This window comes from Kribbella sp. NPDC050281 (assembly GCF_040655855.1).
GTDB lineage: Bacteria > Actinomycetota > Actinomycetes > Propionibacteriales > Kribbellaceae > Kribbella.
Genome location: NZ_JBFAKS010000004.1, coordinates 168,421 through 193,271 on the forward strand (window position 1 = coordinate 168,421; position 24,851 = coordinate 193,271).

Annotated in this window: 20 protein-coding genes and 1 pseudogene; 10 read left to right on the plus strand and 11 right to left on the minus strand. The window is 68.2% G+C overall.

The window, feature by feature from the left end:
• The first annotated feature begins 40 nt into the window (after window positions 1-40).
• The 3 genes from AB0I34_RS06610 to AB0I34_RS06620 all read left to right on the plus strand — a co-directional run bounded on the left by AB0I34_RS06610 (window position 41) and on the right by AB0I34_RS06620 (window position 3,506).
• Complete coding sequence (locus AB0I34_RS06610; protein WP_360440490.1) at window positions 41-982, plus strand: tetratricopeptide repeat protein; 942 nt, start codon at window positions 41-43, stop codon at window positions 980-982.
• 109 nt (window positions 983-1,091) lie between these two features.
• Window positions 1,092-1,979 carry a MurR/RpiR family transcriptional regulator gene (locus AB0I34_RS06615; protein WP_360440493.1) on the plus strand — a complete coding sequence of 296 codons (888 nt, stop codon included), beginning with the start codon at window positions 1,092-1,094 and terminating at the stop codon, window positions 1,977-1,979.
• A gap of 69 nt (window positions 1,980-2,048) precedes the next feature.
• Window positions 2,049-3,506 carry a hypothetical protein gene (locus AB0I34_RS06620; RefSeq protein WP_360440496.1) on the plus strand — a complete coding sequence of 486 codons (1,458 nt, stop codon included), beginning with the start codon at window positions 2,049-2,051 and terminating at the stop codon, window positions 3,504-3,506.
• Window positions 3,507-3,865: 359 nt separating this feature from the next.
• Here the strand turns inward: AB0I34_RS06620 and AB0I34_RS06625 are convergent, their stop codons facing one another.
• Window positions 3,866-5,026, minus strand: coding sequence for a citrate/2-methylcitrate synthase (locus AB0I34_RS06625; RefSeq protein ID WP_360440499.1), 1,161 nt, complete (start codon window positions 5,024-5,026; stop codon window positions 3,866-3,868).
• A 95-nt stretch (window positions 5,027-5,121) separates the two neighbouring features.
• Here AB0I34_RS06625 and AB0I34_RS06630 point away from each other — a divergent pair, with 95 nt between their 5' ends.
• Complete coding sequence (locus AB0I34_RS06630; protein ID WP_360440502.1) at window positions 5,122-6,261, plus strand: citrate/2-methylcitrate synthase; 1,140 nt, start codon at window positions 5,122-5,124, stop codon at window positions 6,259-6,261.
• Here AB0I34_RS06630 and AB0I34_RS06635 read toward each other — a convergent pair.
• Entirely contained in the window at window positions 6,206-7,699 is a 1,494-nt protein-coding gene (locus AB0I34_RS06635; protein ID WP_360440505.1) for an NAD(P)/FAD-dependent oxidoreductase, read from the minus strand. The genes AB0I34_RS06630 and AB0I34_RS06635 overlap by 56 nt on opposite strands.
• A gap of 219 nt (window positions 7,700-7,918) precedes the next feature.
• Here AB0I34_RS06635 and AB0I34_RS06640 point away from each other — a divergent pair, with 219 nt between their 5' ends.
• The gene (locus tag AB0I34_RS06640) at window positions 7,919-8,287 is read left to right on the plus strand and encodes a YciI family protein (protein ID WP_131517905.1); all 369 of its coding nucleotides are present in this window, start codon (window positions 7,919-7,921) and stop codon (window positions 8,285-8,287) included.
• Between the two features lie 206 nt (window positions 8,288-8,493).
• Complete coding sequence (locus tag AB0I34_RS06645; protein ID WP_360440509.1) at window positions 8,494-9,726, plus strand: sigma-70 family RNA polymerase sigma factor; 1,233 nt, start codon at window positions 8,494-8,496, stop codon at window positions 9,724-9,726.
• 121 nt (window positions 9,727-9,847) lie between these two features.
• Here the strand turns inward: AB0I34_RS06645 and AB0I34_RS06650 are convergent, their stop codons facing one another.
• Complete coding sequence (locus AB0I34_RS06650) at window positions 9,848-10,324, minus strand: MerR family transcriptional regulator (RefSeq protein ID WP_360440512.1); 477 nt, start codon at window positions 10,322-10,324, stop codon at window positions 9,848-9,850.
• Between the two features lie 24 nt (window positions 10,325-10,348).
• Between AB0I34_RS06650 and AB0I34_RS06655 the strand changes: the two genes are divergently transcribed.
• Window positions 10,349-11,782 carry an MFS transporter gene (locus AB0I34_RS06655; protein ID WP_360440515.1) on the plus strand — a complete coding sequence of 478 codons (1,434 nt, stop codon included), beginning with the start codon at window positions 10,349-10,351 and terminating at the stop codon, window positions 11,780-11,782.
• Here the strand turns inward: AB0I34_RS06655 and AB0I34_RS06660 are convergent.
• Together AB0I34_RS06660 and AB0I34_RS06665 are read right to left on the minus strand one after the other, a co-directional pair.
• Window positions 11,763-12,740: a sigma-70 family RNA polymerase sigma factor gene (locus AB0I34_RS06660; protein WP_360440518.1), complete on the minus strand. Its 978-nt coding sequence runs from the start codon at window positions 12,738-12,740 to the stop codon at window positions 11,763-11,765. The two genes, AB0I34_RS06655 and AB0I34_RS06660, sit on opposite strands and share 20 nt — an antisense overlap.
• Window positions 12,741-12,769: 29 nt before the next feature.
• Window positions 12,770-13,663 carry an alpha/beta hydrolase gene (locus tag AB0I34_RS06665; protein WP_360440521.1) on the minus strand — a complete coding sequence of 298 codons (894 nt, stop codon included), beginning with the start codon at window positions 13,661-13,663 and terminating at the stop codon, window positions 12,770-12,772.
• Between the two features lie 83 nt (window positions 13,664-13,746).
• Here AB0I34_RS06665 and AB0I34_RS06670 point away from each other — a divergent pair, with 83 nt between their 5' ends.
• Together AB0I34_RS06670 and AB0I34_RS06675 are read left to right on the plus strand one after the other, a co-directional pair.
• On the plus strand, window positions 13,747-14,145 hold the full coding sequence (locus AB0I34_RS06670; protein ID WP_360440524.1) for a DUF4870 domain-containing protein: 399 nt from the start codon (window positions 13,747-13,749) through the stop codon (window positions 14,143-14,145).
• Window positions 14,146-14,187: 42 nt separating this feature from the next.
• Entirely contained in the window at window positions 14,188-15,018 is an 831-nt protein-coding gene (locus AB0I34_RS06675; protein WP_360440527.1) for an aminoglycoside phosphotransferase family protein, read from the plus strand.
• Here the strand turns inward: AB0I34_RS06675 and AB0I34_RS06680 are convergent.
• The 6 genes and pseudogenes from AB0I34_RS06680 to AB0I34_RS06705 all read right to left on the minus strand — a co-directional run bounded on the left by AB0I34_RS06680 (window position 14,999) and on the right by AB0I34_RS06705 (window position 23,257).
• Window positions 14,999-15,886: a GNAT family N-acetyltransferase gene (locus AB0I34_RS06680; RefSeq protein ID WP_360440530.1), complete on the minus strand. Its 888-nt coding sequence runs from the start codon at window positions 15,884-15,886 to the stop codon at window positions 14,999-15,001. The two genes, AB0I34_RS06675 and AB0I34_RS06680, sit on opposite strands and share 20 nt — an antisense overlap.
• Before the next feature lie 10 nt (window positions 15,887-15,896).
• Entirely contained in the window at window positions 15,897-18,134 is a 2,238-nt protein-coding gene (gene glgB / locus AB0I34_RS06685; RefSeq protein WP_360440533.1) for a 1,4-alpha-glucan branching protein GlgB, read from the minus strand.
• A 61-nt stretch (window positions 18,135-18,195) separates the two neighbouring features.
• Window positions 18,196-19,608, minus strand: coding sequence for an aminoglycoside phosphotransferase (locus AB0I34_RS06690; protein ID WP_360440535.1), 1,413 nt, complete (start codon window positions 19,606-19,608; stop codon window positions 18,196-18,198).
• Window positions 19,605-21,308, minus strand: coding sequence for a maltose alpha-D-glucosyltransferase (gene treS, locus AB0I34_RS06695; protein ID WP_360440813.1), 1,704 nt, complete (start codon window positions 21,306-21,308; stop codon window positions 19,605-19,607). The genes AB0I34_RS06690 and treS overlap by 4 nt, the downstream gene beginning before the upstream one ends.
• A 290-nt stretch (window positions 21,309-21,598) precedes the next feature.
• Window positions 21,599-21,781: pseudogene (gene rplD, locus AB0I34_RS06700) on the minus strand (50S ribosomal protein L4); the annotation flags it as partial.
• Window positions 21,782-22,333: 552 nt separating this feature from the next.
• Window positions 22,334-23,257, minus strand: a complete 924-nt coding sequence (locus tag AB0I34_RS06705; protein ID WP_360440538.1) for an OmpA family protein — start codon at window positions 23,255-23,257, stop codon at window positions 22,334-22,336.
• A 192-nt stretch (window positions 23,258-23,449) separates the two neighbouring features.
• On the opposite strand from AB0I34_RS06705, the gene AB0I34_RS06710 reads away from it, so the two are divergent.
• Window positions 23,450-24,670: a glycoside hydrolase family 18 protein gene (locus tag AB0I34_RS06710; protein WP_360440542.1), complete on the plus strand. Its 1,221-nt coding sequence runs from the start codon at window positions 23,450-23,452 to the stop codon at window positions 24,668-24,670.
• Window positions 24,671-24,851: the final 181 nt, after the last annotated feature.

A 24,851-nucleotide genomic window follows, 5' to 3' on the forward strand; every position in this document is an offset into this window, starting at 1 on the left:
GTGAGCGCCAATTTGGCGCGACCGGAATGCGAGGGCAGTGGTGAGTCAGTCGAACTTCTCCCGTCCTGGGGCGATCGATCTGTCGTCCCTGCGCAAGCCCGCGGCCCCGCCGCCCGGCTCCGGTGGTGGCGCACCGGCGGGCGGTGGCGGAGCGTCGGGGGCGTATGTGCTGAACGTCAGCGAGGCGACCTTCCAGTCCGATGTGATCGAGCGGTCCATCCAGTCACCGGTGGTGGTCGAGTTCTGGTCGCCGCGGTCGGAGGCGTCGATCGCGCTCGGCCCGGTGCTGGCCCAGCTGTCGACCGAGTACGCCGGCAAGTTCCTGCTGGCCCGGATCGACGTCGACGCGAACCCACAGCTGGCCCAGGCGGTCGGCGTACAGTCGGTGCCGCTGGTGATCGCCGTACTGCGGGGTCAGGTGGTTCCGCTGTTCCAGGGCGCCCTGGGCGACCCGGAGGTGCGTGGGTATCTCGACCAGCTGCTGACAGTGGCGGTCGCCAACGGCATCAGCGGGCGGGCCGATCCCGTCGGACCCGAGGCACCTTTGGCGGAGGACGAGGAGGAGCCGCCGCCGAATCCGCGGTACGAGAAGGCTGAGAACGCGGTCGGTGCCGGTGACCTGGACGGCGCGATCGCGGCGTACGAGGAGCTGCTGAAGGAGACGCCGGCGGACGCCGAGGCGAAGTCCGGCCTGGCCCGGGTGCAGCTGGTCAAGCGCACCCAGGACGTGCCCGCCGACCTGCGGACGCGCGCGGCCGACAACCCGACGGACATCGAGGCGCAGCAGTTGGTGGCCGATGTCGATCTCATGGGCGGGCACGTCGACGACGCGTTCAACCGGCTGATCAGCACCATCCAGGCGACCTCGGGCGACGAGCGGAACGCGGTCCGGCTGCACCTGCTCGAGCTCTTCGAGGTCGTCGGCGCGGACGACGACCGGGTGATCAAGGCGCGGCGGCGGTTGATGGCTGCGTTGTTCTGACTTGTCGCGTGTCGACAGACCCCCTCGGCCTTCGTGGTCGAGGGGGTCTTGTCTTTTTGCGTGTGTGAACTCTTGCAATTCGTTGTTGGATGCTCTGAGAATAATTCACATGACCAGCGCCGTCGCCGCGACGCCACCGCCGAGCCTCGAGGCCCGGATCCATGGACTGCTGCCGGCGCTCAGCCCGGCACAGGCCCGGATCGCGACCGAGGTACTGCGGGATCCGGCAGCGGTGGCGTCGTCGACGATCGGGCAGTTGGCGGCCCGGTGCGGTACGTCGCTGCCGAGCGTCACCCGGTTCTGCCTTGCGCTCGGCCTGTCCGGGTACGCCGAGCTGCGGCTGGCGCTCGCGGCGGAGAGCGGGCGGAGCAGTCTGAGCTGGGAGCGGGGGACCGGCGCCGAGGTCGGGCCGGATGACTCGCTGGACGACGTACTGCGGACGCTGTTGCGAGCCGACACTCGTGCACTCGAGGACACGGTCGCGTCGCTCGACGTCGACGCCCTGGGGCGCGCCGTCGAAGCAATCTCCAACGCCCGCCGAATCGACATGTACGCCGTCTCCGGGTCCGCGTCTGTGGCTGAGGATTTGCGGCTTCGGCTGCATCGGATCGGGCGCGGCGCGAACACCTGGAGCGACGTACACAACGCACTCACCAGCGCGGTGCTGCTCGGAGCCGGGGATGTTGCCGTAGGCATCTCCCACAGCGGCGAAACGGTCGAGGTCCTCGAGCCACTGGAACGAGCCGGCCGCCAAGGCGCCACGACCGTTGCCATCACCAACTATCCGCGCTCACCCCTGGCCCGGACCGCCGACATCGTCCTCGTCACCTCCGCCCGAGACGTCACCTTCCGCACCGGCGGTCTGTCCGGCCGGCATGCCCAGATGATCGTCCTGGACGCCCTGTACCTCGGTGTCGCTCAACGCGACTACCCGCTGGCCGAACAAGCCTTCGACGCCACCAGCGAAGCCGTCTCCACCCATCGCCGCCGCCCCTGATTTCCACCCATCGCCGCCGCCCCTGATTTCCACCCTCCACCCTCCGTCAACCGCCCTTGAAGGAGCACCATGGACAGCCCCCACCGCGCTTTCGCCCCCTCCCGCCGCACACTCCTGTTCGGGGCCGGCGCCACGGCACTCACCGCCGCGTCCGCGTCCGGCCTTCCTGCTTCCGCCACCGCCGGCTCCGGCTCCGACTCCGCTGGGTCTGCCTCCGCCGGGTCTGCCTCCGGCACTGGCGGGTCCGCTGCCACTGGCGGGTCGGCCGCTGTCTCGGCCTCCGCCTCCGCGGCGATCCCGTCGCCTGACGACCTGCCGCTGACGGGTGGACCGGAGTTCCCGGTCGGCCTGTTCTGGCCGCCGCACCCGTATGCGAGCACTGCCGAACGGTTCACCGAGATCAAGGACGCCGGGTTCGACTTCGTCATCTCCGGCAACTACGCCGGCGACGGGAACATCTTCCAGTACCAGCTCGACCTCGCCCGCACGGCCGGTCTGCAACTGCTGATCTCCGATGACATCCAGATCCGCAACATGTCTCGCTGGTTCTCGATCTCCGACAACACGGCCGACTTCCTCAGCGTCACCCCGGACGAGGCCCGCGCCCTCTACACCCGCGCCCGCGACGCCTACGGCCCGTTCTCGTCCCTGGCCGGCTTCAACCTGTACGACGAACCGGGCGCCGGCTGGTTCGCCACCTTGGCCAAAGCCGTCGCGATCTCACGCGAACTGGCACCGCAACTGCTGCCCTACATCAACCTCTTCCCGTCCGACGACGCGGCGTACTACCGCAGCTTCGTCGACGTCGTGAAGCCGTCGCTGATCTCCTTCGACCGGTATCCGCTACTGTCCGAGGGCCGCGAGGACGCGAACTACTTCCACAACTGGGCGATCGTCCGCGACGCGGCCCTGCACGGCGACATCCCGTCGTGGGTGTTCATTCAGACCCTCGCGTACAACGGTCACCGCGAGCCGACCGCCGCCGAACTGCTCTGGCAGGTCAACATCAGCCTCGCGTACGGTGCGAAGGGCATTCAGTACTTCACCTACTGGACGCCCGAGGCCGCCCGTGGCGAGGGCTTCGGTCCCGCATTGATCACTGTTGACGGGCGTCGTACACCTCGGTACGCCGCGGCGCGCAAGATCAACACCACCTGGCTCCATCAAGTCGGCCGCGAACTCAAGCCACTCGTCTCCGAAACCGTTGTCCACGCCAACGAAACCCCACTACCCAACGGCACAGTCGGCTTCACCCCGACGAACCTGGTCACCGGAGTCACCGGGAACCCAGTAGTCGTCGGCACTTTCCGCTCCCGCGACGCCGCCTCCACCGATCGCTGGCTCCTGGTCGCCAACCGCTCTCACAGCGCCCGCTCCCGAGCCGTGATCACCCCGAACCCCCAGACCGTAGGCGCAGTCGCAACCTTCGACCCAGCCACCCACTCCTACACTCCGCGGCCGGTCGGCCCAACGCCCGTCGACCTCGCACCCGGCGCAGCAACCCTGATCAAACTCACCGCCAAGTAGAGCTCCCGACTCGGCGCCGAGCCCCAACCTCCAAGCTCGGCGCCGAGCCCCAACCGTCAACCTCGGCGCCGAGCAAGCCACACCTTCAAGCTCAGCGCCGGGCAAGTCTCGCGACTCCCGCCAGGCCGGGCCTCGCGACCCCCGCCGGGCAAGTCTCGCGACCCGCGCCGGGCGGGGCCTCGCCATCTCCGCCGGGCAAGTCTCGCGATCCCCGCCGGGCGGGGCCTCGGCATCTCCGCCGGGCAAGTCTCGCGATCCCCGCCGGGGCCGGGCTTCGCCATCTCCGCCGAGCAAGCCTCGCGATCCCCGCCGTGCCTTGCGATCCGCGCCGGGCAAGCCCCGGCGGCGTGCGCTGTGGGTTAGCTTGGGTGTCCTGTGTAGATGCCTTGGGCTCGGTAGCGCAGCGGTGGGGCGGCGTACTCCTCCAGGGCGTGGGCGGTCCAGCCGATGATGCGGGAGAGGGCGAAGAGGGCGTCGCCGGCGTCGGGGCGGAAGTCGAAGGCGTGCATCATCGCCGCCACAGCGAGATCGCTGTTCGGGAACGACGGTAGACGTGCCGCGAGCACGCTCACCGTCTCCGTGATCGGGTGGTCGCCGAGCAGTTCGCCCAGTACCTCGGCGCGCGGATCGCGTTCCTGGTAGATCCGGTGCCCGAAGCCCGGCACCGGTTCACCGGATCGCAGCCTGTCCGAGAGAGCGGCGAGCGGATCCTGCTGAGCCCGCTCCAGGAACTCGTACGCCAGTGTCGGCGCAGCGCCGTGATACTGCCCGTCCAGCGCTCCGAGCCCCGCAGACACCACGGCGTACAGATTCGCCCGGGCACTGGCCGCCACCCGCGCCGCGACCGTCGACACAGCCAGCCCATGATCGGCCATCAGGATCATCGCGGCCTCCAGCACCTCGGGGCGCGGTGGATGCGGCGACAGCTTCGGCCAGAGCCGCGCGCCCAGCGTCGCTCGCGCCGTCACGGACGGACCAGGCAGGGCGGCGATCAGCGTGCCGATCAGCTTCTCGGCCACGCTGGTCACCGACCGCGGCGCCAGATCGAATCGCATGCGGTCCGCAGCACCCAATGCAGCGACGGCGACGCGCAGCTTGTCCGTCAAGCGCGCGGAACCCGGCAGCACGTTCATCGCAGCGCGCGCGAGCTGCACGGAGTCGCGCGGCGCGGGGAAGGGCTGCTGTGCGGTCAGCTCGCCGGTCCACAGCAGGTGCGCGACCGACTCGACCGACGAGTTGATCGCGAGGTCGCGCACGGAATGACCGCGGTAGTAGAGCTCGTCGTCCTCCAGCAGCGTCAACGCGGACTCGATCTGCTCGACCACCCCCGAGTGCTCGACCGACCGACTGGCCAAGCGCTCGACATCGGCGATCGCGAACAAGCTCCCGCGGCGTCCCCGAGCCCGCACGCTGGTCAGCAGACCACGGCTCACGTAGGCGTAGATCGTCTCCGGCTTCACCTTCAGCCTGCGCGCGACCTCGGCCGTGGTCAGGTAATTCTCGTCACTCTGCTGGGTCATTCCCCGCTCCTCCGAGCGTCGATCCCGCTCCCGTGGGCGGTTACATTGACTGGATCAATATTGACAATCATTGATCACCTGTCAACTCTGAAGGTATGTCAACAACGATCAATGTTCCGCCGGGCCTTCGCAATGTCGTGGTCACCGAGACGACCCTCGGCGACGTGCGCGGTGAGGAAGGTTTCTACCACTACCGGCAGTACTCGGCGATCGATCTCGCCAAGTCGAAGACGCTCGAAGACGTCTGGTTCCTGATGTTCGAGGGGCATCTCCCGACCGCCGACGAGCGGGAGCGCTTCATCGCCGAAGTGGCGCCGCTGCGCGTGCTCCCCGACGAGGTTCGCGCCGTGCTGCCCGCGATCGCGACCGCGGGTCCGGTGTTCAACCCGCTCGCAGGTCTGCGCACAGCCTTGTCACTCCTGGCCGCCGTACGCCGTCTGCCGCCGTTGTGGGACGCGGATCCGGCGCGCCAGAAAGCCGACGCGATGCTGGTGTGCGCGGTGACGCCGACGATCCTGGCGGCGCTGTACCGGCTGCGCGAGGGACTCGAGCCATTGGAGCCACGTGCCGATCTCACCGCTGCGGCTAACTGGCTGTATCTCGTGACCGGCAACGAGCCTAGTGCTGTCGACGCAACGGCGATCGAGCATTACCTGGTGTCCACTCTGGATCACGGGTTCAACGCCTCGACATTCACCGCGCGGGTGATCGCGTCGACGGGTGCGGACGTGGTCTCCGCCATCGCTGGAGCAATCGGGGCCTTCTCCGGGCCGCTGCACGGTGGCGCACCGGACCGGGCACTGGCCAGTCTCGACGAGATCGGTACGCCGGACCGCATCGACTCGTGGGTGCGGGAGAAGGTGTCGGCCGGTGACCGCATCATGGGCTTCGGCCACGCGGTCTACCGGACCGAGGACCCGCGTTCGCTGATGCTGCGTGACATCGCGCGGGGGATCGGAGGAGACCTGGTGGACTTCGCGACCACGGTGGAGCAGCGCATTGTCGACGTACTGGCCGAGCTCAAGCCCGGTCGCAACCTCTACGCCAACGTGGAGTTCTACGCCGGTGTGGTGATGGAGCTCTGCGGTATCCCGCGTGCCATGTTCACGCCCACGTTCGCGGTGAGTCGCGTGATCGGCTGGTCCGCCAACATCCTTGAGCAGGCCACCGATCCGAAGATCATCCGCCCGATCGCGACGTACGTCGGTCCTCAGCCGCCCGCACCGATCCCGTAGCCCGGCTCTTGAACTGCATGGTGCCGTCCTTCACCGGCTTGAAGCGGAGGGACAGGAGGTCGCGCGGGTAGTTCTGCCGGAGGCGCCAAGGGCCGGTCGAGCCCTGGCGCGGCAGGATCGCTGCGGCTCGCTTGATGTACCCCGACGACAGATCGACTACCGGACGCGGTGGAGCGTCGTACTCTGCCGGGTCGATCTCAGGGACGCAGATGCTGGTGCCGGTCTCGGTGAGGTGTTTGAGCAGCCGGCACACGTACTGCGACGTCAGGTCGGAGCGCAGCGTCCAGGAGTTGTTGGTGTAACCGATGCACCAGGCCAGGTTCGGTACACCGCTCAGCATCATGCCCTTGTAGACGAAGGTGTCGTGCGGCGCCACCGATCGCCCGTCCACCGTGAGCTCGATCTTGCCCAGGGCAACCATCCGGAGTCCGGTCGCGGCGATCACCAGGTCGGCCTGCAGTTCTCGTCCGGACTGCAGGCGCAGCCCGGTCTGGGTGAAGGTCTCGATCTCATCCGTCACCACCGAGGCCGAACCATTGCGCAGAGCCTTGAACAGGTCCGCGTCCGGCACCAGACACAGCCGCTGGTCCCAGGGCTTGTAGCGGGGCGTGAAGTGCGGGTCCGCTGGGATGGACTCCGGCAGCTGCTTGGCCGCTGCGCTGTTCAGGAGCCACGCGGCATGCGCCGGCCACTTCCGGAACGCGCTGTAGAGCGCTGTGCTCAGTGCGACGTTCTTACTCCGGATCAACCGGTGTGCGAGCTTCTCGGGCAATACGGCACGTAGACGGTCGGAGAACGCGTCGTGGGCAGGTCGGGACGCCACATAGCTCGGAGACCGCTGCAGCATCGTCACGTGTTCCGCCGTACCCGCCATGGCCGGCACCAGCGTCACTGCAGTCGCGCCACTGCCGATGACCACCACTCGCTGACCGCTGTAGTCGAGGTCGTCCGGCCACTGCTGTGGATGCACGATCCGACCCTGGAAATCGCTCTGCCCCGGGAAGTCGACCACATAGCCCGAGTCGTAGTCGTAGTAGCCGCTGCACACATACAGGAACGAGCAGGTGTACGTCGCCTTGGTCGTCTCCACGGTCCACTGCGCGTCGTCGGACGACCAGGAGGCCTTGAGGACCCGCTGCCCATAGCGGATCCGGCGGTCGATGCCGTAGGTGCTCGCGGTCTCGCGGAGGTACTCCATGATCGCCGGGCCGTCCGCGATCGCTTTCGCCGCCTTCCAGGGGTGGAACGGGAAGCCAAGCGTGAACATGTCGGAGTCGGAGCGGATCCCCGGGTAGCGGAACAGGTCCCAGGTGCCGCCCATGCTGTCGCGCGCCTCGAGGATGGCGTACGAGCGGTCCGGGCTCTGGGTCTGGAGCCGATAGGCCGCACCGATGCCGGACAGTCCCGCGCCGACGATCAGGACGTCGAGGTGCTCCATCAAGTTCCTCCAGAATGCCGGGTCAGTTCCTATTGAGTGCATGTTCGGTGCATGGTCAACGGTAGGCGAGGTCGCCAGGATGGTGCTGTCCGTATCCGGCACGTCACAGTGAGGTGAGTCGAATCATGACCGAGAGATTCGTGGTCGGCGCTGTCGATTCCGCCCGGGGCCGTTCGTCAGCAAGATGTCCAGTACAAGCCCGACACAAGGGAGCCGGAGATGGCGCAGTACATGTTCCTGCTGTTCGACAGCGAAGAGTGGTACGACAACGTCACCGCGGAGGATTGGCAGCAGGCGATGAAGCTGCACGGCGCGTTCGCCGAGGCGGTCGAGAAGGCCGGCGCCCGGATTCTCGGTGGCGAGGCGCTCGAGCGCTCCAGTACCGCGAGCACGGTCAAGAACCGCGAGGGTGCCGAGCCGTTGGTCACCGACGGCCCGTTCATCGAGACCAAGGAGGGCCTGGGGGGCTTCTACGTGATCGAGGCACGCGACCTCGACCAGGCGCTCGAGCTGGCCAAGCTCTGCCCGTCGGGCAACGTCGAGGTCCGCCCGGTCATGGACACCTCGGCAGGCTCAGCGCCGGCCTGAGAGCCGGCCTGAGACAGGGCCTGAGACAGGGCCTGAGACAGGGCATGCAGTCGGGTACGCGGACTCCTCCACCCGCCGTACCCGCCTGCCCGCCGGTCGCAGGGCACGCCCGGTCGCAGTGCACGCCCGCTCGCAGTGCACGCCCGCTCGTGGTGCCGCCCGCCCGCCGTACCGTCTGCTCGCGTGCGTGGCGGGAGTGAGATGGGGTGAGTGAGGTCGTGGCGGTGGAGGTCGCTCGGGTGGTGGACCGAGTGCACCGGGAGAGTTGGTCCACGGTGCTGGCTTCGGTCGTGCGGCTGACGCGGGATCTGGATCTGGCCGAGGACTGCACGCAGGATGCGTTCGTGCAGGCGTTGCGCACGTGGCCGGACGGCATCCCGTCGAACCCGGGTGGCTGGCTGACCACGGTCGCTCGGCGGCTCGCGCTCGACCGGCTGCGGCGGGAGACCACGCTGCGGCGGAAGCTCCCGCTGCTGGTGGAGGACCCGGTCGCTCCGGGGGATGCCGAGCATCCGACGGATCCGCTGCGGCTGGTGTTCACCTGCTGCCACCCGGCCTTGGCGCGGGACTCGCAGGTGGCACTGACGTTGCGGCTGATCTGTGGACTGACGACGCGGGAGGTGGCGGCGGGTCTGCTGATCAGCGAGGCGACGGCGGCCGCGCGCATCACCCGGGCGAAGAAGAAGATCGCGGCGGCCGGGATCCCGTACCGGATCCCGGCGGACCACGAGCTGTCCAGGCGTCTGGATGCGGTGCTGACTGTGGTGCACCTGGTCTACACGGCCGGGCATGTGGCAGCCGGGCCTGACCTGACTCGGGCGGATCTGACCGGGCGGGCAGTTGAGCTGGCGCGACTGCTCGTGCGGTTGATGCCGACGGAGACGGAGCCGCAGGCGTTGCTCGGTCTGCTGCTGATGACCGAGGCGCGGGGCGATGCGCGGTTGAGCGAGGACGGGGAGTTGGTACTGCTGGCCGACCAGGACCGGTCGCGGTGGGATGTGCGGATGTTGGCGGAGGGAGTGTCGCGGGCGACGGCTGCGCTGGATCGTGGTCAGGGACGGTTCGTGTTGCAGGCGGCGGTTGCCGGGCTGCATGTGACCGCGCCGTCGTGGGAGAAGACGAATTGGACCCAGGTGGTCCGGATGTACGACGCGATGATGGTCAGCTGGCCGACTCCGATCGTGGCGCTCAACCGGGCTGCCGCACACAGCCTGGTGCCTGGGGCGGACCTTGAAGCAGTCCTCGCCGAAATCGACGCCTTGAGCAACGAACCGGCCCTGAAGGCGTACGCCTACCTGCCGGCTGCTCGAGCTGATGTGCTTGCCCGCCTGGGTCGAGTCGACGAAGCGGCCGACGCCTACGACTCAGCGATCACCCTCACAGCCAACGAGACCGAACGCCGCTTCCTTGCACACCGCCGCGCCGGCCTGTGCGACTGACCCGGCCGCCTGTGCGACTAGGTCCGGTCAGCCGTGCGGTTGAGCCCGGTCGCCTGTGCGCCTAGGTCCGGTCGGTTGTGTGGCCGTTGACTGTGTCGAGCAGGCTGATCGTGTGTCGCAGTCAGTTGTCGGGAGTCGGGGCCCAGAGGCGGTCGGCGGTGCCGGCTTCGAGGCGGCCGCGGTAGACGTCGATCTTGTGGTCGATGAGTTCCAGGTTGTCCTGGAGGTCGGCCAGTTTGGCGAGGACTTCGGCGCGGTGGGACTCCAGGAGGGCCAGGCGTTCCTTCTCGTTGCCGCGGCCGGCGGTGACCAGTTCGGCGTACTGGCGGATGGTTCGGATCGGCATGCCGGTGGCGCGGAGGCGGGTGCAGACCTTGATCCAGTCCAGGTCCAGCTGGTGGTAGCGGCGGCGGCCGCCGGCGGTGCGGTCGACGGTGGTGACGACCAGGCCGGCGCGTTCGTAGTAGCGCAGGGTGTGGACGCTCACGCCGGTACCACGGGCAGCCTCGGCAATGCTGATGCCCGCCTCAGCAGTCGGGCCGCCGGCCTCGGACGGCTGCGGTTTCGCCTCGGGTGATTGCTTGTTGACTTCGAGCACGCTCTAAATCCTAGCGTCGTCGGTATGAGTGTCTCAACGGTTGCGAACGACGTCTCGACCGAGCTGAGCCGCGGGCGGCGGCTGGCGGTGCTGGCGGTGTGTTGCGCGAGCATCATCGTCGTGGTGATGGACATTTCCATCGTCAACGTCGCCCTGCCGTCGATCCGGACCGACCTCGGTGCCTCGGTGGCGGACCTGCAGTGGACGGTCGATGCGTACACGCTGGTGCTGGCGAGCTTCCTGTTGCTGGCCGGTTCGATGGCTGATCGGGTCGGGCGCAAGCGCGTGTTCCAGATCGGGCTCGTGGTGTTCGGGATCGGTTCGCTGCTGTGCAGCCTGGCGCCGAGCGTCGGTTGGTTGATCGGTGCCCGGGCGGTGCAGGCTGTCGGTGGGACGATGCTCAACCCGGTGGCGATGGCGATCGTCGCGACGACGTTCCCGGACCGGGCTGAGCGGGCCAGGGCGATCGGCGTGTTCGGTTCGATGTCCGGTCTGTCGTTGGCGCTGGGGCCGATCCTGGGCGGAGTACTGGTCGACGGGCTCGGCTGGCAGTCGATCTTCTGGGTGAATGTGCCGATCGTGGTTGCCGCGGTGATCTGCACCGGGCTGTTCGTTCCAGAGTCCCGCCCGGCGAGGGTACGGCGCTTCGACCCGATCGGACAGGTGCTGGTGGTCCTGATGCTCGGCGGACTCGTGTACGCGATCATCGAGTCGGAGAAGCTCGGCTGGACGTCACCGCTGATCCTCGGACTGCTCGTGATGGCGGTACTGGCGGCGATCGGGCTCCTGACCTACGAGCGCCGCAGGCAGCAGCCGCTGCTGGAGCTGAGGCTGTTCCGGAGCGTGCCGTTCAGTTCGGCGATCCTGATGGCCTTGTTCGCGCTCTGCGGATTCGGCGCCTTCCTGTTCGTCACAACCCTGTACCTGCAGAACATCCGCGGACTCTCGGCCGTCACCGCCGGCCTGTCCCTGCTGCCCGTCGGCGGATTGATCCTGGTGCTCTCGCCGTCCACGGGCCGGATCGTCGGGACCCGGGGATCGCGCCTGCCGTTGGTGATCGCCGGCAGTGCGCTGGCCCTGGGAGCGGCGGCGTCGCAGGCGATCGGCGTGGACACACCGCTGCCCGTCGTACTCGCGATCTACTTGCTGTTCGGCCTCTTCCTCGGCATGGTCAACCCGCCGATCACGAACACAGCCGTCTCCGGCATGCCCACCTCGATGGCCGGCCTGGCAGCCTCCGTGGCCTCGGCGGCCCGCCAGACCGGCACCACGCTGGGGGTGGCCATCGCCGGCACGATCGTCGGATCGACGACGGCCCTCAGCCCCGAAGCGTTCACGCGCGCCGAACACATCCTGTGGTGGCCGGTCCTCGGGCTGGGTCTCGGCATCCTGGCGCTCGCGCTGATCAGCACCAGCCGCTGGGCCGAGTCCACCCTGATCAACTCTCTGGATACGTGAGCGGGAAGCCGAACCGGCGAGCGAGCTCGGGATCGCTGAAGACGTGGATGTGGGTCAGCCCGGAGGCAGTCGGCGTCAGCAGAGCGACACCGAGGGCCTCGTGCGGGCCGTCGACGGACGAGCGGAGATAGGCGACGGTAGCCGGCTGGCCATTGGCCAGCGTGGGCAGCATGTGCCAGTCGCCTGCCTTGCCGACCGCCTCGTCGAGGACGCGCAGACACATGACCCGGCCGTTGAACCAGGCCGGGCTCCCGACCAATTCGAGCGCGGCGTCGGTGCGCAGGGCGCGTTCGAGGGCGGCCGTGTCGGCGTTCTCGAAGCCGGCGATGTACTCGGCGAGCAGCGCCTGAGCCTGCGGATCGCTCGGTTCGATCACCTCGCCACGCGCAGGTGCGGTCTCGTCCAGGCGGGCGCGCGCCCGTTGCAAGGTGCTCTTGACCGCGGCCACCGAGGTGTCGAGCATCGTCGCCACCTCGGCAGCCGGGAACGCGAGGACTTCGCGGAGGATCAGTACGGCGCGCTGCTTCGGCGGAAGGTGTTGCAGCGCAGCGATCAACGCCAGCCGCAGGCTCTCCCGAGTCGTGACAATGGCGGCCGGATCGGCAGACTCGGAGGAGATCACCAACGCATCCGGGATCGGCTCCACCCAGGTGACCCCGTCGGGCAGCGAAGGCGCAGTACCGGACAGGTCCTGACTGGGAGCGCCAAGACCGGAGGGTAGCGCTCGCCGGCCACGCTGCTCGAGCGCGGTCAGACACGCGTTGGTAGCGATCCGATACAGCCACACCCGCACAGACGAGCGGCCTTCGAACGTCGAGAAGGACCGCCACGCCCGCAGGTACGTCTCCTGGACGAGATCCTCGGCCTCGTCCACCGACGCCATCAGGCGGTAGCAGTGCGCCAGCAGTTCCTTCCGGAACGGTTCGGTACGACGAGCAAATTCGGACTCGCCCGTCATCGCGGCTCCTTGGACGTCGACATCGTGCATCAGTCTGTCAGCCCCAGGTGCGGGCGGACCCAGGCCGCCATGCGCTCGATCGCGTCGTCCGCCTCGGGTGCGCGGCCGGCGGCCATCTGGAAGGTGTGCTGCATGTCCGGGAAGACGTCGAGCCGCACCTCGACCCCGGCCTTCTCGGCCGCCGCGGCGAGCATGTGCGCGTCGTCCAGCAGTACTTCGTCTCCGCCAACCTGGATGTAGATCGGCCCGAGTCCGGTCAGGTCGCCGTACAGCGGGTTCACCAGCGGGTCCCGCGGATCACCGTCCGGCCCGAGGAACATCCCGGCGAGCCCGCGCACGAGGTCCCGGTGGAAGAAGGCGTCCCGGTCCCGATTGGTGTCGTACGACGTCCCGGTCGCCTCGAAGTCCACCGCCGGTGAGAACGGCATGGCTGCGGCAGGCACTGGCAGACCACGCTCCCGGGCGCGCAACTGCGTCGTGATCGCGAGCCCGCCGCCGACCGAGTCCCCGGTGATCGCGATCCGCTGAGCAGCGAATCCCTGATCGAGCAGCCATTGGTACGCCGCTGTCGTGTCGTCGACCGCTGCCGGATGCGTGTACGCCGGCGCCAAGCGGTAGTCCACGACCAGCGCCCGCACCCCGGCCGCCTTCGCGAGGTGACCGAACATCTTCCGGTGCGAGTACATCGACCCGCTGATGAACCCACCACCGTGCAGACACAACAACGCTCGATCCGACGCAGCGCCATGAGGCACGATCCACACCGCGGGAAGCTCCTCGACCGACAGGTAGTCGACTCCGCGCGGCTCGGTGGTCAGCACGGCCCACCCGTGGTCAGCGGCCTCCTGGTCGGCCGCCTCCGGACCCCCGGCCCGCGCCGCCGCCCAGTGCGCCTTGACCGCCTCCGACTGCTTGCTCGCCATAACTGGTGTCCTCTCTCGACAATCGCTGCACAGATACAGACCAGGGCGGCGCGAAAAGGAATCGGTGACGGAGCGTGCCGGGCGTGCTTGACTGGAGTATGAGTGCGCCGAACGTCGGGCCGCCGTTGTCGGCCTCGGAGGAGCGGACGTGGGCGATGGTGGCCCACATCGGGGTTCTGGTCGCGGCCTGGTTCGCGATGGGATTCCTGTGCCCGTTGGTGATCTGGCTGATCTACCGGTACCGGTCGGACTTCGTCCGGCAGCACGCGCTGGAGTCGCTCAACTTCCAGCTCTCGCTGCTCATCTACACCGCCGTCGCGGTGATCCTGATCCTGATCACGTTCGGCCTCGGCGTACTGATCATCGTCCCGCTGATCCTGATCGGCGCGGTGGCGGCGCTGATCGTCATCATCCTGGCGACCGTCGCGGCCGCGGGCGGCACCGAGTACCGCTACCCACTGACCATCCGCTTCGTGAAGTAATCCACTTGGACCGGCCGCCCCGATCCGGGCAGACTTCCGCGGGTGGAGCTGATCGGTCAGGGCATGGAAGGCGCCGTCTACGACCTCGGTGACGGCCAGGTGCGCAAGATCTGGTTCGATCGCCGGCCGGACGACGTACGTCCGATGCAGGCGTTCCTGGACGAGTTGCCGAGCCTTCCGTTCCGTACGCCGCGGATCCGTGAGATCCATGCGGACGGCAACGGGTTGGCCGTCACCGTCGAGGACAAGCTGACCGGTACGCCGCTGCACGAGGCGAACCTCCCCGAGGACGACGCCCTCGATGCGTTCGTCGCCGTCGTCGAGGCCCTCGGCACGACCACGGCCGGTCCCGCGAGTCAGCAACTGCTGGTGCTCAACCAGCCGTTCCGGCGTGACGGACTGTCCTGGGGCGAGGCGCTCGCAGCCCTCGTACGACGCCGCGCCGCGGAGTCGGCGCATCACCTCGAGCGTGACGTCGCCGACTTCACCAGTCTGCTGGCGAGACTCACCGCAGCGCTCGAGCAGATCGAGTTGGACAACCTGAGTGTTATCCACGGCGACATCTGCCCGCCCAACCTGCTGATGGACGGCTCACGGACCGCGGCAGTGCTGGACTGGGGCTTCTACTCCACAGCCGGCGACAACACCTTCGACGCCGCGCTCGCCGCCGGGTTCTTCGACATGTACGGACCGGAGGCTCGACGCCTCGACGCCCTGCTGCTCGATCGCTTCGAGAAGCTAGGCCACGACCGCGAGCGCATGCACCTGTACCGCGCGGCGTACGCGATCACGACGGCGACCATCTACGACGCGAACGCGCAGGACGGCCACTACGCCTGGTGTGTGGCCGACCTCAATCGCCTGCCGGTCTGATCGGCGCACCGTCGCGCAGGTTGTGCAGCATGGACGGCTCCTTCAAGACCTGCGGCAACCGGCGTGCGTTCAGCGGCGACACCAGCCCGTCCAGTGCGTCCGGGGCGTGCCAGGACAGGCCGAGGATCTCGAAGCCGTCCGGGCTCAGCGAGTCGAGCAGCGACGGATCGTGGACGCCGCCGTCGTACAGGATCTCGATCGCGTCGCCCCAGCCCTCCCACCGCGGCAGCCAGTCGATCGCGAGTACGCCGAGCAGTGGCAGGGCGACCCCGAGTTCCTCTTCCATCTCACGGGACGCACCGGTCGCCGGATCCTCGTCCGGCTCGACCACGCCACCCGGTAGCTCGAGATCCTTCTTGTAGCTGACCTGGCACAGCAGCACCCGGCCGGACGTGTCCCGCACCACCACATGCGCGATGACGCGCTTCTTCGGCAGCGTCGAGTCCATCAAGGAGGTCCAGCCCAGCACGGTGTCCGGGCGCGGGTCGTCGCTGCGCATCCCGTACACCGCCACATCCCGGCGCTCACCATCAACCAACGCGCCGCCACGCAGTACGCCCTCGCGCCGGTAACCGGACCGGATCGCCACCCGGGCAGACGCACGCAGCTCCGGATCCACCTCGACCTGCAACCGCTCCAGGCCGAGCTCTCCGAACGCGTACTCGGTCACCAGCCGGACAGCACGCTGCGCGACCTCGGGTCCACCCTCCAGAGCCCACGAGACCAGACCGGCGCCGGGAGCGCTCCGCCGTACCTCGACAGTGCCCAGAGGGCCGGCCAGCGAGACGTCGAAGGTCACCACCTGGTCATCCTGCTGCGACAGTCGCAGCGTCAGCTCACCATCGGTCAGCGGAGGTTCGGCGGTCACCCCGTGAACGCTACCCGGTGTACCGCAGGTACAGCGTGGCCAGGGGTGGGACGGACAGCTCGGCGCTGGTCGACATCCCGTGCCACTCCGGTCCGTCAGCCTGGACCGAGCCGAAGTTGCCGACGCCCGTACCGCCGTACGTGTCGGCGTCGGTGTTGACCGCCTCCGCCCACTCGCCGCCGTACGGGAGGCCGAGCCGGTAACCGTGGTGCGGTACGGCGGAGAAGTTCGCCACGCAGGCGATCGTCGGTTCGCCGTCGTCGCCGTACCGGACGAAGGAGAAGATGTTGTTGCTCGCATCGTTGGCGTCGATCCAGCTGAACTTCTCCTGCGCGTGGTCGCTCCGCCACAGGGCGGCGGTGTCGCGGTAGACGCCGTTCAGGTCGCGGACCAGCTGCTGCAGACCTCGGTGGTCCGAGTGGTCCAGCAGCCACCAGTCGAGCTCGCCCTTCTCCGACCACTCCGACTCCTGCCCGAATTCTGAGCCCATGAACAGCAGCTGCTTGCCCGGGTGCGCCCACATCATCGCCAGGTACGCGCGCAGCGTCGCCAGCTGCTGCCACCGGTCGCCCGGCATCTTGCGCAGCAGCGAACCCTTGCCGTGCACAACCTCGTCGTGGGACAGCGGCAGCACGAAGTTCTCCGAGTAGGCGTACATCATCGAGAACGTCAGCTCGTGGTGGTGGTACTGCCGGTGGATCGGCTCGTGCTCCAGGTAGCGGAGCGAGTCGTTCATCCAGCCCATGTTCCACTTGAAGCCGAACCCGAGCCCGCCCAGGTGCGTCGCCCGGGTGACGCCCGGCCACGAGGTCGACTCCTCGGCGACGGTGATGACGCCGGGGACGCGCTTGTAGAGCGTCGCGTTCATCTCCTGCAGGAACGAGACGGCCTCCAGGTTCTCCCGCCCGCCGTACTGGTTCGGCACCCACTGGCCCTCGGCGCGGGAGTAGTCCAGATAGAGCATCGAGGCGACCGCGTCCACCCGCAGCCCGTCGATGTGGTACTCCTCGGCCCAGTAGATCGCGTTCGCGACCAGGAAGTTGCGCACCTGCGGCCGGCCGAAGTCGAAGACCAGCGTGCCCCAGTCCGGCTGCTCGCCGCGGCGCGGATCCGGGTGCTCGTACAGCGGCGTCCCGTCGAAGCGGGCCAGCGCCCAGGCGTCCTTCGGGAAGTGCGCCGGCACCCAGTCGACGATCACGCCGATGCCGGCCTGGTGCAGCGCGTCGACGAGGTGCCGGAAGTCGTCGGGGTCGCCGAAGCGCGAGGTCGGCGCGAAGTACGACGTCACCTGGTAGCCCCAGGAGCCGCCGAACGGGTGCTCCATCACCGGCATCAACTCGACGTGGGTGAAGCCCATCTCGTTGACATAGGCAACAAGCTCGTCGGCCAGCTCGCGGTACGACTTCCCCTTCCGCCAGGAGCCGAGGTGCACCTCGTACACGCTCATCGGCTCGGCGTAGGGCTGCGCAGCCGCCCGCCGCTCCAGCCAGGCCGAGTCGTTCCACTCGTACGACGACTCGTGCACGACGGAAGCGTTCGCCGGGGGAGTCTCGGCCAGGTTGGCCATTGGGTCGGCCTTCTGCCGCCAGACGCCGTCGCGACCGCAGATGTCGAACTTGTACCGCGTGCCCGGGCCGACGCCGGGGACGAACAGCTCCCACACGCCGGACGATCCCAGCGAGCGCAGCGGGTGTGCGCGGCCGTCCCAGAAGTTGAAGTCCGCGGTCAGCCGGATGCCCTGCGCACCCGGGGCCCACACCGCGAACGACGTCCCGGTGACCGCTCCGGCAGGGCCGTCGTACCGGCGCACGTGGGCGCCGAGGACAGTCCACAGCTGCTCGTGCCGGCCCTCGCCGATCAGATGCAGGTCGACCTCACCGAGCGACGGGAGGTAGCGGTACGGGTCGTCCAGCTCGATCGCCGGGCCGTCGGTGTAGGTGATCTCGAGGCGATAGTCGGGCACCTTGTCGATGTCGACCAGTACGCCGACCCAGACACCCTCGAACTCGTGCCGCAGCTCGAGCCGCTGGCCGTCGTACAGCACGGTCACCGTCTGGGCGAACGGGCGCAGCACGCGGACCGTGACGCCGTGCTCGCCGAGATGCGGCCCGAGGACCTGATGCGGGTCGTGGTACGTCCCACCGACCAGCCGCTCCAGCACCGTCCGGTCCACCGGAACCGCTGTCACCACAGGCTTCTCCGCCGGTACGGCCGGCACCTCCATGGCGTCGTGCTCGCTCGCTCCCATGAACCCCATCCTGCCCGATCGAGTCTGCCTTCACCGCACCCAGGCGAAGCCTGTGTGGGTCTTATTTTTCGGCCAAGTGGGCCGCCGCGGAGAGCGGGATCTGCAGCCAGGTCGGCCGGTTCCGGGCCTCGTAGAGCACCTCGTAGATCACCTTGTCGGCCAGGAACGCGCTCAGCAGGACGTCCTGCTCGCGCGGATCGGTGCCCGCGACCTCGGCGTACCCGTCGCAGAAGGCCCGCTGGTTCCGGCTCGCCCACTCGGCCGCGCGATAGGCGATCTGCTGGTCGCCCTCGTGGTCGGCCAGCAGCGACCGGGCCGCGTAGTCGAACGACCGCAGCATCCCGGCGATGTCCTTCACCGGAGTGTCCAGCGCCCGCCGCTCGATCAGCGACTTGGCCGGCTCACCCTCGAAGTCGATCAGCTTCCAGCCGTCGATGGTCCTCAGGACCTGACCGAGATGGAAGTCGCCGTGGATCCGCTGCACCGTCACCGGCTGGTCGAGCGCCGCCAGCGCGTCGAACGCGCGGGCCAGGCCGGCGGCGTACGGCATGAGTTCAGGGATGGCCGTGGCGGCCAGGTCGAGGCGGCGGCGCATCGCCGCGGCGTGCTCGACCAGCTTCGACGGCTCCCAGATGTCCGTGCCGAGCGCCTTGGCCAGCTCGGAGTGGACCTGCGCGGTGCTCGCGCCGAGCCGGTGCGACTCGGCCGCGAAGTCCCCGCCGACCTCCTCGGCATGCAGGTCGGCCTCGGCGTAGAGATCTCGCACCGACGAGGTCGCGAACGACCAGCCGTCGGTGGCGTTCTTCTGGAACGCCGTCATCATCGCCAGCTCACCGCTGTCGGTGCCGCCGCCGGCCCGCGGCCACGAGCCGCGCGCCGATCCGAGCACCTCCGGAACCAGCTCGGACCCGGCCTCGGTGAGCGCCGACTCGATCTCGACGCCAGGGTTGCTCCCGGGCTCGAGCCGACGGAACACCTTCAGCAAAGCCACGTCCGAGAACACCAGCGACGTGTTGCTCTGCTCCACCGTGAGCACCAGCGACTGCGCGCCCTCCGGTACGACGGTGCTCCGGTCGGGTGAGTGGACCGGGTGGAACTCCACCCCGTCCAGCTGTCGTCCGTGAGTCAGGCCCTCCAGCCAGTACGGCGTCGCTTCCTTGTCGTGCAACGCGTCGTACACCCAGACCAAGGCCCCGTCCAGGTCCGGTTCCTCCCACTCACCAACCAGGGCATGGCCGAGGTTCTCGACCGGTGCCCGGTGGTAGCTGAGCGGCAGCTGGTACACCCGGATCGGGGTTTCCGACCCGGGCGGACCGGCGCAGTAGACGAACCCGATCCGGACCGCGGGCCAGACGCCGGCCTCGGACAGCCACACCGAGGTGGCCATCGCGTCGACATGGACGTCGTGTCCCTTCTCGCCGAACCACCTCTGGCTCGCGCAGAAGGACTGGACCTGGTCCAGATGGGAAGTCACGAAATGCTCTCCTCATGGTCAGCCGGCTTCGCGACCGGAAGCCGGAACCAGTAGAAACCGTGGGAGCCGAGCGTCAGGAGGTAGGGCAGCTCCCCGATGGTCGGGAAGTGCACCCCGCCGAGCAGTTCGATCGGCTCCACCCCTTGCCACTGCCGCAGGTCCAGCTCGATCGGCTGCGGGAAGCGCGACAGGTTGTTCACGCACAGCACCACGTCGTCACCGAACTGGCGCACGTACGACAGCACGCTCGGGTTCGAACCCCCCAGGTCGGTGAAGGTACCCATGCCGAAACACGGGTGCTGCTTGCGGACCTGGATCATCCGCCGGGTCCAGTGCAGCAGCGACGAGGCGTTCTCCATCTCGGCCTCGACGTTGACCGCCTGGAAGCCGTAGACCGGGTCCATGATCACCGGGAGGCTGAGCTTGCCCGGCGTGGCGGTGGAGAACGAGGCGTTGCGGTCCGGCGACCACTGCATCGGGGTCCGGACACCGTCGCGGTCGCCGAGCCAGATGTTGTCGCCCATGCCGATCTCGTCGCCGTAGTACAGGATCGGGGAGCCGGGCAGGCTGAGCAGCAGCGCGGTGAACAACTCCATCTTGTTCACGTCGTTGTCCAGCAGCGGCGCCAGCCGGCGGCGGATGCCGATGTTGGCCTTCATCCGCGGGTCCTGGGCGTACTCGCCCCACATGTAGTCGCGGTCCTCGTCGCTGACCATCTCGAGCGTCAACTCGTCGTGGTTGCGCAGGAAGATGCCCCACTGGCAGGTGTCCGGGATCTCCGGGGTCTGCGCGAGGATCTCCGAGATCGGGAACCGCGATTCGCGCCGTACGCTCATGAAGATGCGCGGCATCACCGGGAAATGGAACGCCATCTGGCACTCGTCGCCACCGGAGTCGCGGTCGCCGAAGTACTCGACCACGTCGGCCGGCCATTGGTTCGCCTCGCAGAGCAGGACGCGGTCGGTGTAGTTCGCGTCCACCTCCTTGCGGACCCGCTTGAGGAACTCGTGGGTGCGCGGCAGGTTCTCGCAGTTGGTGCCCTCGGTCTCGAACAGGTACGGCACCGCGTCGAGCCGGAAGCCGTCCACGCCGAGGTCGAGCCAGAATTTCAGCGCCTCGATCATCGCGTCGCCGACGGCCGGGTTCTCGAAGTTCAGGTCCGGCTGGTTGGAATAGAACCGGTGCCAGAAGTACTGGCCGCGGACCGGGTCCCAGGTCCAGTTCGACTGTTCGGTGTCGACGAAGATGATCCGCGCGTCGGAGTACTTGTCGTCGGTGTCGGACCAGACATAGAAGTCGCCGTACGGGCCGTCGGGGTCCTCCCGCGAGGCCTGGAACCAGGGGTGCTGGTCGGAGGTGTGGTTCATCACGAAGTCGACGATGATCCTGATCCCGCGCGTGTGCGCGGCCTCCATGAACGCGGCGAAGTCGGCGATCGTGCCGACTTCCGGCATCACTCCGGTGTAGTCGGAGATGTCGTAGCCGCCGTCGCGCAGTGGCGACGGGTAGAACGGGGGTAACCAGAGGCAATCCACGCCGAGCCACTCGAGGTAGTCGAGTTTCTCGGTCAGGCCTTGCAGATCGCCGATGCCGTCGGCGTTCGAGTCTTTGAACGACCGCACGAGCACCTCGTAGAAGACGGCCCGCTTGAACCACAGCGGGTCACTCTTCGTCAGTCCGTGGTGCTGCTCCGGCAGCATGTCGGTCACGCTCACCTCCATCGGGTGTCTCCAAACCTAGCGGTACAGCGGCCTGCCGCCACGGCAGGTGGCGGTGTATGGGTGGGCTCACCCGGACATGCACTGTTTCCCGTACCCCGTTGCGGGGTTCGTACTCCGGCGGACGGGTCCGGAGAGGGGCAGCGCGATGGATCCGGAGGAGACCGGTGATGTGGTGACGCCGTCGGATGGACGGTTCCGGCCAGGCGTTGCAGGTCAGTCTGACGGTCTTTTGCCAGTACAAGCAAATAGGGGCCTCGACGCCCTAACCGTCAGTGTTCCCCGGGGTTCGCCGACTTGCGCGGGCGGCGGGCGTACTTGGTGAAACCGGCGCGTTCGGCGTCGGCCTCGCTGCGGAACCAGACCTCGGGTTTGGTCCGGCCGTAGTACGGCGACTCAGGGGTGTGGAACAGCATCGACTGGGCCTTGCCCTTGATGGTGAACCCGTCCGGCGGACCCTGGTGCGGTACCGCATCGGCCGAGCCCACACCGTACCGTCCCGGCGGTACGTCGTCGTGCACCTGCGTCTCGGTCGCGTTTGTGTCGGGATCCGTGTCGAAGAGTTTCAGCTCTTCGGGCCGGCCTGGTGCCATCAACCGGGAGAACACCGGCTCGGGCGTGGCCGGGCGCTCGGGCTCGGCTACACCGGCCCCGACCAGGACCGCTTCCTTCTCGTCGAGCGGTTCTTCCTCGACGGGCGCCGGCCCAGGGAGACCGGCGGGTACGCGCCGGTCGAGCAGGACCCAGGTGATCGCCGCGCCGAGCATGAACGCCAGCAGCGACCACAGCCAGTTGTTCCGCAGCAGCGAGCTCATCAGTGCGCGCCCTTCGACGGTCGGAGGCGGTACACCAGCCAGGCCGCCGCGCTGCCGAGCACGAACGAGACCAGCAGCAAGATCCAGACCTGTGCGATCAGCCAACTCATGGAGTCCCCTAGAGAATCTACGGACCACGGATCCCGACGACGGTAGCGGATACAGCCTGCGGACAGCACCAGCGGCCGATCGCTAGATCACGCGGATCTGTACGCGGCGGTTCGCGATCCGGCCGGCGGCGGTGCCGTTGCTCGCGACCGGGAAGGATTCGCCGTATCCGTTGGCGAGCATCCGGTCGGCGGCGACGCCCAGCCGGACAAGTTCGCGCTTCACGGCGGCAGCCCGCTGTTCGGACAGCGGCAGGCTGGACGCCGCGGAGCCGAGGTTGTCGGTGTGACCGGCCAGCTCGACGCGCACCGTCGGACACGACTTGAGTAGCGTCGCGGCCCGCACGACCGAGGACTTCGAGGCGTTGTTCACGATCGACGTCCCGGACAGGAAGATGATCGTGTGCTGCCGGGTGAACTCCGACAGCCGGCTCTGGAAGGTCCGGCACGGCTCACTGACTTCCGGCTTCTGCGCCGGGACCTGCATCTGGTCCGCGATCACCGCGCCCGGGACCGCCTTCGCCGCGGCGCGAGCCACGGTGGCCTTGGTCGCCTGCTCCGGCACCTCGCCCGTCAGCGTCACCGTGGTCCCGTCGTACCGGACCGAGGCGTCGCCGGTCCCGATGGCGAGTGCGTGCAGGAGCGAGGAGAGTACGGCGGCGTCGGCCAGGCCGGTCGCGGCGTCGACCGTGATCCGGTTGTCGAACTCGCGGTCCGGGCCGAGCACCTGGTCGACGTCGGTGGCGATCGCGTCCTTGACCGCCTGGTCCTTGACCACGGTGCGGACCCGGATCGAGCTGTCCGTCCGGCCCACCTCGAACGGCGGCATCGACGACTCGGCGCGTGCCTCGGTGGGGGACGGCGTACTGCTGGAGGTCTGTGCCGCCGGTGCGGATTGGTCATCCTCGGTGTCCGCGATCGACGGAATCAGCACAGCGGTCAGCAGCACGGGTACGGCGAGTGCTGCCAGCAGCCAGACGACGACCGGCCGCCGAACGAATCCGGGCACTGTTCCTCCGTCGGGTGCGGTCAAGAGTGACCGTGCGCGTGGACACTACTCCGCTTGGCGCCCCGACTGCACCGCACCGACGGGAGCGTCGCGATGATCACGAGATCATTTTTATTCGAATGTCTTCTTTTCTTAACCTGGAGTACTCGGTAGGGTGCGGACAGTTCCCTCACCGCCCCAGGAGGTAACGACATGCGAATCCGATTGCTGGTCGCTACCGCGGCCATGGCTCTGCTTGGCGCGGCCGTCGTACCGACCGCGTCCGCCTCGGAGCCGACCCTGACCCCAACGGTGACAGCCGGCAAGCGAGTCGTCGGCTACTTCACCGAGTGGGGTGTGTACGACCGCAACTACCACGTGAAGAACATCAAGACGACTGGCTCCGCGGCGAAGTTGTCCACCATCGTCTACGCCTTCGGCAACACCACCGGCGGCCGTTGCGCTGTCGGTGACTTCTACGCGGCGTACGACAAGTTCTACGACGCCGCGTCGTCGGTCGACGGCGTGGCCGACACCTGGGACACCGGTGCGCTGCGCGGCAACTTCAACCAGTTGCGCAAGCTGAAGGAGGAATTCCCCGACCTCAAGGTTGTCTGGTCCTTCGGCGGCTGGACGTGGTCCGGCGGCTTCACCGAGGCCGCGAAGAACCCGGCCGCGTTCGCCGACTCCTGCTACAGCCTGGTCAAGGACCCGCGGTGGGCCGATGTGTTCGACGGGATCGACATCGACTGGGAGTACCCGAACGCGTGCGGCCTCGGCTGCGACACGTCCGGACCCGGTGCGTTCGACAACGTGATCACAGCGCTGCGCAACAAGTTCGGCTCGTCCGCTCTGGTCACCGCCGCGATCACCGCTGACGGCACCGACGGCGGCAAGATCGACGCGGCCGACTACGCGGCCGCGGCCGGCAAGCTCGACTGGCTGATGCCGATGACGTACGACTACTTCGGTGCCTTCAGCGCACAGGGCCCGACCGCGCCGCACTCGCCGCTCACGTCGTTCTCCGGGATTCCCACTCCCGGCTTCTACAGCGACGCGGCGATCCAGAAGCTGAAGGCGAAGGGCATCCCTGCGTCGAAGCTGCTGCTCGGCGTCGGGTTCTACGGCCGTGGATGGACCGGCGTCACGCAGGCTGCTCCGGGTGGCGCCGCCACGGGTGCGGCGCCGGGCAAATACGAGGCCGGGATCGAGGACTACAAGCTGATCTCGACCCGGTGCCCGTCGACCGGGACCGTCGGCGGTACGGCGTACGCGTTCTGCAACGGGCAGTGGTGGGGGTACGACACCCCCGACACGATCCGCGGCAAGATGTCGTACGCGAACACCCAGGGACTGGGCGGTGCGTTCTTCTGGGAGCTGTCCGGTGACACCTCCGACGGGACGCTGATCACCGCGGTGAAGTCGATCGGCTGACACCACCTGAACCGCCGACCGGACCGCCGGCCGCGCCCACCGTCCTGGGCCGGCCGGCGGTTCTTCGGGTCAGTGGTCTTGTCCTGTCTTGGACAGTTCGCATTTGTGCCAGGCCCCCGCGCAGGGAATCCCTTGACTTACTTCCCGCCGTAAACCGTACTTAGTGCGGGTCGGGGTTGAC

Bases quoted from the DNA above. Each gene is read 5' to 3' on its own strand.
- AB0I34_RS06615 (WP_360440493.1), top strand. From the start codon at position 1,092: ATGACCAGCGCCGTCGCCGCGACGCCACCGCCGAGCCTCGAGGCCCGG.
- AB0I34_RS06620 (WP_360440496.1), top strand. From the start codon at position 2,049: ATGGACAGCCCCCACCGCGCTTTCGCCCCCTCCCGCCGCACACTCCTG.
- AB0I34_RS06625 (WP_360440499.1), bottom strand. From the start codon at position 5,026: ATGACCCAGCAGAGTGACGAGAATTACCTGACCACGGCCGAGGTCGCG.
- AB0I34_RS06630 (WP_360440502.1), top strand. From the start codon at position 5,122: ATGTCAACAACGATCAATGTTCCGCCGGGCCTTCGCAATGTCGTGGTC.
- AB0I34_RS06635 (WP_360440505.1), bottom strand. From the start codon at position 7,699: ATGGAGCACCTCGACGTCCTGATCGTCGGCGCGGGACTGTCCGGCATC.
- AB0I34_RS06640 (WP_131517905.1), top strand. From the start codon at position 7,919: ATGGCGCAGTACATGTTCCTGCTGTTCGACAGCGAAGAGTGGTACGAC.
- AB0I34_RS06655 (WP_360440515.1), top strand. From the start codon at position 10,349: ATGAGTGTCTCAACGGTTGCGAACGACGTCTCGACCGAGCTGAGCCGC.
- AB0I34_RS06660 (WP_360440518.1), bottom strand. From the start codon at position 12,740: ATGACGGGCGAGTCCGAATTTGCTCGTCGTACCGAACCGTTCCGGAAG.
- AB0I34_RS06665 (WP_360440521.1), bottom strand. From the start codon at position 13,663: ATGGCGAGCAAGCAGTCGGAGGCGGTCAAGGCGCACTGGGCGGCGGCG.
- glgB (WP_360440533.1), bottom strand. From the start codon at position 18,134: ATGGGAGCGAGCGAGCACGACGCCATGGAGGTGCCGGCCGTACCGGCG.
- treS (WP_360440813.1), bottom strand. From the start codon at position 21,308: ATGCTGCCGGAGCAGCACCACGGACTGACGAAGAGTGACCCGCTGTGG.
- AB0I34_RS06710 (WP_360440542.1), top strand. From the start codon at position 23,450: ATGCGAATCCGATTGCTGGTCGCTACCGCGGCCATGGCTCTGCTTGGC.